An 11,993-nucleotide genomic window follows, 5' to 3' on the forward strand; every position below is an offset into this window, starting at 1 on the left:
GCCGATTTTATGATGCGTTATCGCATTAAACTCGTACTGATACTGCTAGGCATGGTCGTTTTGCTGCAGGCGTCCTCCTATATTGCTACGCGCACGGTGATTCGCGATGCGGTTATCGACGATGTTTATCGTGAACTCGATCGCGGTGGCAGCTTATTTTCTCAGTTAATGACTACCCGCGCCCGACAATTAGCGCAATCGGTTAATGTACTGACGGACGATTTTGGCTTTAAGCAGGCGGTGGCAAGCCGCGAGCGCGCCACCATTCGCTCGGCGCTGACTAATCACGCTGCACGGGTAGATGCCGATCTGGCGCTGGTGATCGACTTAGACGGCAAGCTTGCTGCCAGTAGTGGCGAGCTAAGCGCCGAGCGCTACGAGATGTTTGCCGAGTTAAAGGCCTCTCTGGCCGGTGGCGGCACGCGTTATGCGCCTTTGGTGATCGATGGGACGCTTTATCAGGTGGTGTTCTCCCCCATTAATGCTCCCGTGCGGATCGGTACGGCGGGTATCGGTTTTGAGATCGATCAAGCCTTAAGCGATCATTTAAAAAGCCTCACCGATTTAGATGTATCTTTTTTATTGCAAGACGAGGCCAGCGCCCACTATTTAAGCGGTACTTTAGATCAGGCGGCGCGGACTAAATTGCAAGAGTTGCCGGAATTAATTCAAGCGCAAACCCGCAATGTGTGGCGCACCGACGATGTGCTGTACAACCGGGTCCTGATTGCCGATCAGCCGCAGACGGTTATTGCTGTGTTGCAAGTACCGCTAGCCCGAGCCTTAAAACCCTTTGCGGTGCTCGATACGCAGCTGCTGACACTGGCTATCTCGTTTTTGGTGGTGGCGGGGGTTATTGCTTTAATCTTGGCGCGCAACGTTACCGAGCCGGTGAAGCGCCTGGCGGGTATTGCCCGGACGATTGCCCAAGGTAATTATGACTCGCCGATTGCGGCGCAAGGCAAAGACGAGTTTGCGGAGTTAACACGGGCGTTTACCAGCATGCAGAGTGCGATTTCTGAGCGCGAGCGAAAAATCGTATTTCAGGCAGAGCACGACAGCTTAACGGGTTTGGCCAACCGCTCGCAGGTGTTTCCGCTGCTCCAGCAGGCGGTTGCCGATGCCGACCAACGTGGCGGCGTCGCATTGGTGGCTGTGGTGGATATCTATAAATTCACGCAGATCAACGATACCTTGGGCGCCGAAACCGGCGATCAAGTATTGCAAGAGTTAGCGAGCCGGCTGCGTTTGTTTACCGGTGCCGATGGCAGAGTCCTGCGCCTTGGCAGCGATGAATTTTTACTGCTGATTACGGACACTTCGGTGGATGAGGGTATTAAAAAAATATGGGAGCTGCGCAACGGCTCTAGCCAACCACTGCGTATTGATGCCAGCGATATTCGCGCCGAGCTCAATGTCGGCTACGCTGTCTATCCGTTAGATGGTGCACGCTCAGAGCTGTTGCTGCGCCGTGCCAACCTGGCTTTAAATCATGCGCGCCAAAGTTATGTTGGCGTGTCGGGTTATCACTCGGGGTGGGATGAAGATCACCTGCGTCGCCTGCAGTTGCTCAGCGATTTTAGACCAGCGTTAGAGTGCGGTGAGATAGCCTTGTACTTTCAGCCAAAAATTACTCCCGCTGCATCATTCCCGGTCGGGGGGGAGGCGTTGGTTCGCTGGCATCATCCGCAGTTGGGGTTTGTTAACCCAGAAGAGTTTATAAATGTTATTGAAAGTGCTGGGCAAATTTCTCTGCTGACCCGCTGGGTGATTGAACAGACGATTATACTGCTGGCGCGCTTACACTCTGAACGCCAGCACCTGGTAATTTCTATTAACTTATCGGCTCTTGACTTATTAGAGGACGATTTGTGTGAGTATGTAACAGCTTTGTTACAGAAGTATCGCGTTGGCAGTGCCTGTTTGTGCTTTGAGGTGACCGAGAGCGCCATTATGCGCGAGGCGGATAAGAGCCTTGGCAACCTAGAACGGCTACATCAATTGGGCGCGTTGTTATCGATTGACGATTACGGCACGGGGTATTCGTCATTATCGCAGCTAAAGAAGCTGCCGGTAGATGAACTTAAAATCGATAAATCGTTTGTGTTGGATTTGGATAATAATGCGGACGATAAACAAATTGTTAAATCTACCATTGAGCTAAGTCATAGCTTGGGTTTAAAGGTGACGGCGGAAGGTGTTGAGACAGCGTTAAGTCGAGATTGGCTTTTGGCCAATGGCTGTGACACGTTGCAAGGGTACTATTACAGTAAAGCCTTGCCCGGGGCAGAGTTCGAGCAGTGGCTTAAGCGCTTTTTGTTGCAGCAGGATGGTGAGGTCGAGGATGAGCAAATACACGATAGCTAACTATAGTGCGGCGGTGTTAGCGCTTGCGTTGGCGTTGCCAGCGCTGGCGGCAGAGCGCAGCAGAATTATTGCCACGGGAGGCGTTAGCACAATAGAAGGCACCGCCGGCGGCGGTATTGTCCCCATGGCTTTATTGTCTGGCTACGGGGCGCGCGAAGAAAGTGGCGGGGTAGCCTTTGCTAGCATGGCCCAGACACCGGATTATGAGTTATCGGTATTGGGCGCGAGTTGGAGCTGGCGCAATCGCGTCGAGCTATCTGTAGCCGACCAAACGTTGCAGCACGATACCTTATCAGCGGCGCTGGGTGTCTCAGACACCAGTATTCGCCAGAGTGTTGTGGGGCTTAAAGTTAGACTTGCAGGCGATATTCTGTACACCGCTATGCCGCAAGTCAGTGCCAGTGTGCAATACAAAAAAAATCACGACTTTTTTATTCCCGCCGCCGCCGGAGCAATAGACGATAGTGACACCGATTATAATATAACGGCCACTAAGGTCTTGTTAGGTGGCTTTTTTGGTTACAACTTGCTACTTAATGGTAACGCGCGTTATACCCGGGCCAACCAAGGTGGTTTAGTGGGTTTTGGCGGCGACCTTAATCGCTCGCGCGAATGGCAGGCTGAGCTTTCGGCCGGGGTGTTTTACAACACTCACTGGCTGGCGGGTGTCGAGTACCGTGAAAAGCCTGACAATTTATCGTTTGCCCGCGAGGATGACTGGCAAACGGCATTTATCGCCTGGTTTCCCAATAAGCATATCTCGGCAGTGGCGGCGTGGGTTGACTTAGGTGAGGTTGCAACACTGCCCGATCAGGATGGCTGGTACGTGTCGTTGCAGGGGAGTTTTTAATGAAGCTACGAAATATTTGCGTGGCGGCGGTTTTGTCGTTCAGTGTGATTGGCTGCACCTTGTCGTCGCAAAACATCTCGCTCTACGACCGGCTTGGTGGCGAGAGCGGGGTGGATGCCATTGTCTATCAATTGTTGGTTAATATCTCACAAGATCCTCGTGTATTTGAACGTTTTAACGGTGTCGACATCGAAAAGTTTCGCGCAGGTTTTGCGCAGTATATTTGCAGTGTGAGCGGCGGTGACTGTGAGTATCAAGGCGATAATATGCAACAAGTTCACGCCGGGCACGATTACACCGATACCGAGTTTAACGCCATTGTTGGCAATTTAATTCAGGCGATGGAGCACGAAGGTGTACCAACCCGGACACAGAATGCACTTTTGCGTCGCCTGGCCCCAAGCTACAAAGATGTGGTGTATCAGTAAAAACATTACGTTTATTAGAATAACTTAACGCGCGCAGCCGTAGGGGGCATAACGTTGAGCTATAGAATAGTCGCGCAAGGTGCATACTAACTATAAACGAGGAGAGCCATGAGAACGCTGCTATTGTCGGCCCTATTGTTGACGGCGGGAACAGTACAGGCTGAGGGCAGCCTAGAGTTAAATGAGCGCGGTTATTTTTCCATGCCCGGCTTGGACGTTACCGTATTTGCCGATATCTACCCGGATGGCCACCAGAGCGGTGTAACTGTGATCCAGCACGGCGTGCGCACCGCCGCCAATGGTGATGTGCGGCTAGAGACGTCGCCGGGGCAGTGGTCGCCGGTGCCCACCGGTGTGGGTGAGGCTCACGTCGATGAAAAAAACCAACGTATCTCACAAACCTTAGCCTACCCGGATGAAAGTAAAAACCGCAAAGGCTTTAACCCGATTGAATACCCCGATTTAAATTTTAGTTATCAGGTGCATGTCGAGCCGCTTGAGGGCGCGAGCTTTAAGGTCACAGTCGATCTCTCACAGCCGTTGCCCGACGCCTGGATTGGCAAAGTGGGGTTTAATTTTGAGCTGTTCCCCGGCGATCTGTTTGGTAAGTCCTACGTGATGGACAGTAGCGCCGGAATTTTTACCAATCAGCCCAATGGCCCCATGATCAAACATAAGGGCGAGTGGTTAGCTGAACCTTTGGCGACGGGAAAAACCTTGACGGTGGCGCCTGAGGACGATGCTCAGCGAATGGTTATCGAGCAGCTAAAAGGTGGCCGGTTAGAGTTGTGGGATGGCCGCACGAATCACAACAACGGTTGGTTTATTGTGCGCTCGCTGATTCCGGCCGGAGCCAGCCGCAATGCCATCGAGTGGGTAGTAACCCCTAATGTGATTGATGACTGGCAGTACAAGCCTGTGATTCAAGTGTCACAGCTTGGTTATGGCGTGAACCTGCCCAAAACTGCGGTAATTGAGCAAGACAGTAACGATACTAAAGCGAGCAAAGTGCAGCTCTTAAAGCTAGGTTCTAGCGGCGCCGAGTTAGTACAAGAGAGTTCTCCTAAGCCCTGGGGGAGCTTTTTACGTTACCACTATTTGCAGTATGACTTTTCTGAGGTGCGCGAACCCGGCATGTATCAAATCGCGTATCGCGGGCAAAAATCGCAACCTTTTAAAATAGGGTTGGATGTTTATTCGCGGCACGCATGGCAGCCCACATTGGAATATTTTTTACCGGTGCAGATGTGCCATATGCGGGTCAATGAAAAGTATCGCGTTTGGCACGATAAGTGTCACCACGACGACGCGTTGATGGCACCGGTAGATTACAACCACATCGATGGTTATATCTCTGGCGCTTCGACACTGACAAAATTTAAACCTGGCCAGCCAGTGGCAGGTTTAAATAAGGGCGGCTGGCACGATGCGGGCGACTACGACTTGCGGGTCGAATCGCAAATTGGCACTACGTGGCTGTTGGCGATGATGGTAGAAGAGTTTGGCCTAGACTACGACGCTACCAGTATTGATCAGCAAAAGCAGTTAGTCGAAATTCATCAGCCCGATGGTAAGAATGATGCCTTGCAGCAGATCGAACACGGCCTGCTAACGGTGCTCGGTGGTTATCAAGCATTAGGGCGATTATATCGAGGCATTATTGTGCCTACCAAACGGCAATATGTAATGTTGGGGGACGCGGCGGCTCAGACTGACAACCTGGTGTATCACCCAAGCCTGGAGCCCGGTGAGATTAAAGAAGGGCGCTCGGGTACGCCGGATGATCGCTGGGTATTTACCGAGCAAAACCCCACGCGGGAGTTACGTGTGGCCGCCGGTTTGGCTGCGGCTTCGCGGGTAATGGCAGACTATAGCCCCGAGCTATCTCAGCAAGCACTCGGAGCTGCCGAAGGGATTTTTACTCAAGCCTTTGGCAAAAGTGATGATACTGCTGCCCGCGCTTTTGTGTTGGCTGAACTTATTTTAACAACGGGCAAGCAAAGTTACATTGATGCGCTAACGAATATGAAGTCGGCTATTGTGGCGGACATCGATAATACCGCGTGGGCGATAGGCCGGGTAATGACCGTTATTGATAACCAAGAGTTTGTCGCGGCTGTTCATCAAGCGGTGGTGGAGCAGCAAAAGCACGTACGGGCACAGGCTGCCGAAACACCTTATGGGGTTCCTTATAAACCGCATATCTGGGGTGCAGGTTGGGGTATTCAGGACTTTGGGGTAAAGCAGTATTTTGTGCATAAGTCCTGGCCCGATATTGCCAGCAGTGATATTTATGTCAACGCTTTAAACTTTGTGTTGGGGGTACACCCAGGTAGCAATACCAACTCGTTCGCCTCTGGCGTGGGTTCTAAGTCCGCCTTAGTGGCCTACGGGGTAAACCGTGCCGATTGGTCGTATATTCCAGGTGGCGTAATATCCGGCACTGCGCTTATTCGCCCCGATTTACCGGAGTTAAAAGAGTGGCCATTTTTTTGGCAGCAAACGGAGTATGTGATGGGCGGCGGCGCAACTAACTATATGTTTTTAGCGCTGGCGGTAGAGGCGCTAGAGCGTCGAGCCGGCGCCGAGCCGAGTGCGAATAGCGATTAACGGCATCGCAACAAAAAAGCCGGTGCTCTTGCTGAGTACTGGCTTTTTTTGTGGCGGCGGTAGTGATTGCTCCGGGCTTATTCGTCTCCCGAAAAGTCGACCTCGCTCCAGCCTTTCACGATACTTTTCACAAAAGAGCCAGACTCTGTTAAATCGTCATCGCTCCAAAAACCATCGGCTGCGGCGCGGGGTTTTAGCATAGATGCCCCTTCTTTTTTATCGTTTAACGCCCAGTTGGCATGGCTTAATTGGTTGCGTTTCATAAACGCCACCCACTGCTCGGTGCTGGCGCGATCGACCGCGCCATCGCCGTTGGCGTTAACCGTGCCCCATTCAGTGACCATAAGTGCGATGCCTTTATCCAGAGCATACTGGGCTTTTTTGCGCAGCTCAGCCTTGTGCGTGCCTGCGTAAAAGTGCAATGTGTAGGCGATGTTGCTATAACCGGTAATTGGATCGTCGGCGGCTTTGTCGACATCCTGCGACCAAGTTTGCGTGCCGACAATAATTAAGTTGTCTGGGTCGATCGCGCGGATCGCGCCAATTAGTTTTTGGGCGTAGGGTTTAATAACCGTGTGCCAGTCGGTATCGGCCAGCGGCTCATTGTAAATTTCGTAAATAATGTTGGGTTGTTCGCCATATTTACGGGCAAAATGCTCGAAAAAGGCAATGGCATTTTGGGGATGATCTTCGGCGTGGTGGGCGTGCCAGTCGAGAATAACGTACATGCCCTGATTGATAGCGGCATCGACTACGGCCTCGGCTTTAGCGATATTCTCGTCGGCATGGGTGAGCATACCGCCATTTAATCCGGCGCCAATGGCGGCGCGAATAATGGGCGCGTTCCACTGCTCTTGAATATAGTTGACCACATCGGCATTGTAATATTTGTCGGCGCCCCATCCGGTGTTGCTCCAGAATAAACTGGGCCCTGCTAAGGATACCGGCTGCGATTTTTGATCGACAATACGATTGCCCTTTACCGCGAGTTGGCCGTAGTGCTCGACGGCAGTATCGGCTAGGGTGGGTAAGCTGAGACTAAGAGTTGCGGCACAAAATATAAATGACAGGGATTTAGCGAGCATTGTAATTACCTTATTATGTAAGAATTGGCAATCCCATTTATACTAATGCCAGCGGCTGCTGTCTATAACGTGAGCAGCACATAAAAACAAATCTTTACACGCGGGCGCTGCATGTCGGCGGTATAACATTTAGGAGGTGACAGGTGCGTCTTACCATGGATGTGGTCAACGCTTTTGCTAAAGGCCCTTTTACGGGTAACCCCGCAGCGGTGATTGTGACCGAGACCCCGTTGCCCGACAGCCAAATGCAGGCGATTGCGGCGCAAAACAATCTTGCCGAAACCGTCTATGTGGTGACGGGGGCGTCGCCTTGGTCAATTCGCTGGTTTACCCCTGCGCGCGAGGTGGACTTGTGTGGCCACGCGACCTTGGCTGCCGCCTACGTGTTGCATGAGCGAGGCATATTGCCAGGCGAGCGGGTTGAGTTTAGCAGCCACAGTGGCCCGCTTGCGGTTACTCGTGACGGTACTGGCTGGCAACTGGACTTCCCGGCGCGAGTGCCGGGGCCAGCGCTGGATGTGGAGTTTGATCATATCGCCTCGGCCCTAGGTTGTGCCTGCGCGGATATCGTGACGTGTTACGACGGCGTCCAGTTGATGGTGGTGCTGGCGAATGAGGCGGCTGTGGCACAGGTAAACCCAGATTTTCGCGCTCTGTCGCGGCTGCACGACTTTGCGGTAATGGTGAGCGCGGCGGGTACGGATGGCTTTGTGGCGCGGTTCTTTGCGCCCAATGCCGGTATTGACGAAGATCCGGTTACCGGCTCGGCCTATACCACCCTTATGCCCTATTGGGCGGAGCGTTTGCAGCGTAACAACTGCAAGGCACGGCAGCTTTCTGCTCGCGGAGGCTGGCTTGAGTGTACACTGGCAGATAATCGGGTGCTTATCGCCGGTCTGGTAGAGCCTTACTTGCAGGGTGAAATTCAGTTGCCAGATGGCTGAACAATCCCTGCTGAGTAAGCTCAAAACAAGATAATACTTGTGAAATCGTCTATGGTTATAAGGTGCCGTTGTTGTCAGCGGGCACTTTGACCAATCGGAGAAACCTCTATGTTTTTGTTGTCGCTCGTTATCTTTATTGCATTGCTCGCCGTGGTGTTCTACTACCAGGTGCCGCTACTGATTAGTTCGGTGGTGTTGGTGGCGGGGTCGTTTGCGCTGACGTTTGTGTCGGCGTGGATGTGGTTAGTGCTTTTGCCCACTTTGGCTCTGGCAGTGTTTTTAAACGTACCTGCGCTGCGTCGTCCGGTTTTGATCAAGCCCGTGTATAAGCTGCTGCAAAAAGCCATGCCCCCTATGAGTGTTACCGAGCGCGAGGCGATGGAAGCCGGTACCACATGGTGGGAGAAAGACCTGTTTAGCGGCAAGCCCGACTGGAAAAAGTTTGTCGATATCGAGCTGCCACAGCTGAGTGAAAAAGAGCAAAGCTTTTTAGATAACGAAGTCAATGAACTGTGCACACGAATTGACGAGTGGCAGATTTTTGAAGACCAGGATCTGTCGCCCGAGGCGTGGGATTATTTGAAAAAACAGGGCTTTTTTGGCCTGATCATTCCCGAAGAGTTTGGCGGGCGTGATTTTAGCCCCTACGCCCAGAGTCGGATTATGAGCAAAATTGCCAGCCGCTCGGTGACGGCGGCGGTTACCGCAATGGTGCCTAATTCGTTAGGCCCTGGCGAGCTGTTAATGAAGTACGGCACCGATGAGCAGAAGCAGCGTTGGCTGCCTGGGCTGGCCGATGGCACCGAGATTCCGTGCTTTGGTTTGACCGGCCCCGAGGCCGGCTCTGATGCCGGTTCGATTCCCGATATTGGCGTTGTTTGCAAGGGCGAGTTTGAGGGCCAAGAAGTCATCGGCCTGCGCTTAAATTTCTCTAAACGTTGGATCACTCTGGCGCCAATTGCCACTGTGGTGGGTTTGGCGTTTAAACTAAAAGACCCCGAGCACCTGCTGGGCGATGCCAGTAAATCCGATTACGGTATTACCTGTGCACTGTTGCCCGCCGATCACCCCGGCATTGAGATAGGCCAGCGCCACAACCCTGGCTCGCCGTTTATGAATGGGCCGATTAAGGGTGAAGATGTTTTTATCCCGGTGGATTGGATTATCGGTGGCCCGGCCCAGGCCGGTAAAGGCTGGCGCATGCTGATTGAGTGTTTAGGCGCAGGGCGCGGTGTATCTCTGCCTGCATTGTCGACTGCCAGTGGCGAGATGAGTTACCTGACCGTAGGTGCCTACGCGCGTATTCGTCGGCAATTTAATATGGAAGTGGGCAAGTTTGAGGGCGTCCAAGAAGCCACCGCCGAGGTTGCTGCGAATGGCTACATCCTGGAGGCGATGCGTCAGCTGGTGACGCGGGGGCTGGATTCGGGAGCGCCTTCGGTTATGACGGCGATGGCAAAATACCACGCCACCGAATTGATGCGCACGTCGGTGAATCACGCCATGGATGTCGTCAGTGGTCGTGCCATTCAGCTAGGGCCGCGTAACTTTACCGCTTTTGCCTATCGCGCGTTGCCGGTGGCTATTACCGTAGAAGGCGCGAATATCCTGACTCGCTCGCTGATGATTTTTGGTCAGGGCGCTATGCGTTGTCACCCCTACCTGTTTGATGAGGTGCAGACCCTTCAGGCAGATGATGAAGACGCTGCGCTAGAGGTGTTTGACGAGCTGTTTATGAAGCATATAGGGCATGTGCTGAGTAATGTGACACGCCTTAAGTTGTTTAGTTTTACCGGCTCGCGCTTTAGCCCAACGCCGGTGAATGCCGATGATTTCTCTCGTCGCTGGTACCAGCATATCAACCATATGAGTGCGGCTTTTGCGGTTGCCGCAGACGTAGCATTGGGCGTGCTGGGTGGCGATTTAAAACGCCGTGAGCTGCTCTCGGCGCGGTTGGGGGATGTCCACAGCCAGTTGTTTATCGCCTGTAGTATCTTGAAGTTTCATGGCGCCCATCCGCGCACCGAGGACGAAGATGTGCACGCCACTTTTGCCCTGGAGCAAACTTTGTATAAAGCGCAAGAAGCGCTGTTGGCGTTTTACCGTAATTTCCCGTTACGTCCTGCTGCTTGGGCGTGTCTGGCCGCTAGTTTTCCCTTTGGTCGCAAGTACAAGGCGCCGTCCGATGACGCCGTGCGCCGCTTAGGCGGGCTGATTATGGAAAACAGCACGGTTCGTCAGCAGTTGGCCGGTTACGTTTATGTAAGCGATGATCCGACGGATTCGGTTGGTCGGGTAGAGACGACCTATCATATGCTATTGGCATTGGGCGATAGCTGGCACAACTTCTCTCGCGCTCAAGCAAAAGGTGAGCTAACCGGTGATACTTTAGAGGCGCGTTTGCACGACGCTGTGGCGCGAGGCGTTATTAATGAGTCCGACGTGACGCCGTTGATGGAATACGACGCTCGGCGCTACGATTGTTTGTTGACCGATAATTTTGACAAGCTTTAATAATCGTAATTATTTTACGCACTAAACATTAACTTTTTGCGGGCGCCCGCGCCCGCCGCTGACAATAATAAATAAGCAGGAGCCGCCATGAGCAGGCTAGCCGATGCCGATCCGGAGTGTCGCCAACAGCGCGACACTGGGGTTCCGGTGGAGACTGTGATTATCCCTAATATGCGCGATATCGGCGATTTCTCGGTACGCCGTGTTTTGCCTGCGCCCGAGCGGCGTGCGGTAGGGCCTTTTGTATTTTTTGATCATATGGGACCCACCACTTTTGCCCCTGGCAATGGCCTCGACATTCGACCGCATCCCCATATTGGTTTATCGACCCTGACTTACCTGTACGAAGGCAGTATTCTCCACCGTGATAGTTTGGGCTATAAGCAACAGATTACCCCCGGCGCCGTAAATTGGATGACTGCCGGTCGCGGGATAGTTCACTCCGAGCGCAGTGGTGAGCGGGTTCGCGAACAAGGTCAAACCTTGATGGGCTTACAAGTTTGGGTGGCGCTACCTAAAGCGTTGGAGCAGTGTGCTGCGCAGTTTATGCATTACAGTGTGTCTAGTTTGCCCGAGCTTGAAGCCGATGGTGCCCGCATTAGAGTGGTAGCCGGCGAGTGTTTTGGCGTGCATGCGCGTTTAGAGACACATTCGCCGTTGTTCTATGCCGATATCAGTATCGCGCCCAGCGGGCGGGTGAAAATTGCCGCTGATTACACCGAGCGCGCCATTTATCTTATGGCGGGTACTATTGAGGTGGATGGCGCTACCTTTACGGAGCGCAGGATGGTGGTGTTAAAACCCAGCGCAGAGATCATTGTACACAGTGCAACCGGAGCGAGCTTTGTGGTGTTGGGCGGGGAGCCGCTGGATGGCCCGCGACATCTGTGGTGGAATTTTGTCGCCAGTGACCGAGAGCTGATTGAGCAAGCTAAATCCGATTGGCGCGATGGCAAATTTGGCCATGTACCGGGAGATCATGATTTTATTCCGCTGCCGGAGTCTTAGTGGTTGACGCGCTTACCCGCAGCATTGGCGGTATCATCATCGACGCCGTTGGCGACGTCCATACACGTTTGGTAGGCCTCTTCGGTGGTCTCATAACTGCACCAATAGTAATTGTCCGTTTTGTTGTGAGAACACGCGCTAACAATGATGAGAGAAACAACCAATAATAACCGAGCCATATCGAATA

At 52.9% G+C, this 11,993-nt stretch carries 9 protein-coding genes; 7 read left to right on the forward strand and 2 right to left on the reverse strand.

Going from position 1 to position 11,993, the window contains the following annotated elements:
- Positions 1 to 9 precede the first annotated feature (9 nt).
- The 4 genes from ACGHAD_RS00905 (at position 10) to ACGHAD_RS00920 (ending at position 6,255) form a co-directional block, all read left to right on the forward strand.
- Positions 10 to 2,367 (forward strand): putative bifunctional diguanylate cyclase/phosphodiesterase, encoded by a 2,358-nt coding sequence (locus ACGHAD_RS00905; RefSeq protein ID WP_382414084.1) that lies wholly within the window; start codon positions 10 to 12, stop codon positions 2,365 to 2,367.
- Entirely contained in the window at positions 2,345 to 3,217 is an 873-nt protein-coding gene (locus ACGHAD_RS00910) for a DUF3034 family protein (protein ID WP_382414086.1), read from the forward strand. Before ACGHAD_RS00905 ends, ACGHAD_RS00910 begins: the two co-directional genes overlap by 23 nt.
- Positions 3,217 to 3,645 (forward strand): group 1 truncated hemoglobin, encoded by a 429-nt coding sequence (locus tag ACGHAD_RS00915; protein WP_382414088.1) that lies wholly within the window; start codon positions 3,217 to 3,219, stop codon positions 3,643 to 3,645. Before ACGHAD_RS00910 ends, ACGHAD_RS00915 begins: the two co-directional genes overlap by 1 nt.
- A 108-nt stretch (positions 3,646 to 3,753) precedes the next feature.
- Positions 3,754 to 6,255: a glycoside hydrolase family 9 protein gene (locus tag ACGHAD_RS00920; RefSeq protein WP_382414090.1), complete on the forward strand. Its 2,502-nt coding sequence runs from the start codon at positions 3,754 to 3,756 to the stop codon at positions 6,253 to 6,255.
- Positions 6,256 to 6,332: 77 nt separating this feature from the next.
- Here ACGHAD_RS00920 and ACGHAD_RS00925 read toward each other — a convergent pair whose 3' ends face one another.
- On the reverse strand, positions 6,333 to 7,340 hold the full coding sequence (locus tag ACGHAD_RS00925) for a glycoside hydrolase family 5 protein (RefSeq protein ID WP_382414092.1): 1,008 nt from the start codon (positions 7,338 to 7,340) through the stop codon (positions 6,333 to 6,335).
- 143 nt (positions 7,341 to 7,483) lie between these two features.
- On the opposite strand from ACGHAD_RS00925, the gene ACGHAD_RS00930 reads away from it, so the two are divergent.
- The 3 genes from ACGHAD_RS00930 (at position 7,484) to ACGHAD_RS00940 (ending at position 11,806) form a co-directional block, all read left to right on the forward strand.
- Positions 7,484 to 8,284: a PhzF family phenazine biosynthesis protein gene (locus tag ACGHAD_RS00930; protein ID WP_382414094.1), complete on the forward strand. Its 801-nt coding sequence runs from the start codon at positions 7,484 to 7,486 to the stop codon at positions 8,282 to 8,284.
- A gap of 108 nt (positions 8,285 to 8,392) precedes the next feature.
- Complete coding sequence (locus tag ACGHAD_RS00935; RefSeq protein WP_339617426.1) at positions 8,393 to 10,798, forward strand: acyl-CoA dehydrogenase; 2,406 nt, start codon at positions 8,393 to 8,395, stop codon at positions 10,796 to 10,798.
- Between the two features lie 87 nt (positions 10,799 to 10,885).
- Positions 10,886 to 11,806, forward strand: coding sequence for a pirin family protein (locus tag ACGHAD_RS00940; RefSeq protein ID WP_382414096.1), 921 nt, complete (start codon positions 10,886 to 10,888; stop codon positions 11,804 to 11,806).
- Here the strand turns inward: ACGHAD_RS00940 and ACGHAD_RS00945 are convergent.
- Positions 11,803 to 11,985: a hypothetical protein gene (locus tag ACGHAD_RS00945; protein WP_339617428.1), complete on the reverse strand. Its 183-nt coding sequence runs from the start codon at positions 11,983 to 11,985 to the stop codon at positions 11,803 to 11,805. The genes ACGHAD_RS00940 and ACGHAD_RS00945 overlap by 4 nt on opposite strands.
- Positions 11,986 to 11,993 lie beyond the last annotated feature (8 nt).

Source organism: Gilvimarinus japonicus, assembly GCF_042847215.1.
GTDB classification, from domain to species: Bacteria; Pseudomonadota; Gammaproteobacteria; order Pseudomonadales; family Cellvibrionaceae; genus Gilvimarinus; species Gilvimarinus japonicus.

Coding starts and splice junctions, on each gene's coding strand:
- ACGHAD_RS00925 (WP_382414092.1), bottom strand. CDS start 7,340: ATGCTCGCTAAATCCCTGTCATTTATATTTTGTGCCGCAACTCTTAGT.
- ACGHAD_RS00910 (WP_382414086.1), top strand. CDS start 2,345: ATGAGCAAATACACGATAGCTAACTATAGTGCGGCGGTGTTAGCGCTT.
- ACGHAD_RS00920 (WP_382414090.1), top strand. CDS start 3,754: ATGAGAACGCTGCTATTGTCGGCCCTATTGTTGACGGCGGGAACAGTA.
- ACGHAD_RS00905 (WP_382414084.1), top strand. CDS start 10: ATGATGCGTTATCGCATTAAACTCGTACTGATACTGCTAGGCATGGTC.
- ACGHAD_RS00935 (WP_339617426.1), top strand. CDS start 8,393: ATGTTTTTGTTGTCGCTCGTTATCTTTATTGCATTGCTCGCCGTGGTG.
- ACGHAD_RS00915 (WP_382414088.1), top strand. CDS start 3,217: ATGAAGCTACGAAATATTTGCGTGGCGGCGGTTTTGTCGTTCAGTGTG.
- ACGHAD_RS00945 (WP_339617428.1), bottom strand. CDS start 11,985: ATGGCTCGGTTATTATTGGTTGTTTCTCTCATCATTGTTAGCGCGTGT.
- ACGHAD_RS00940 (WP_382414096.1), top strand. CDS start 10,886: ATGAGCAGGCTAGCCGATGCCGATCCGGAGTGTCGCCAACAGCGCGAC.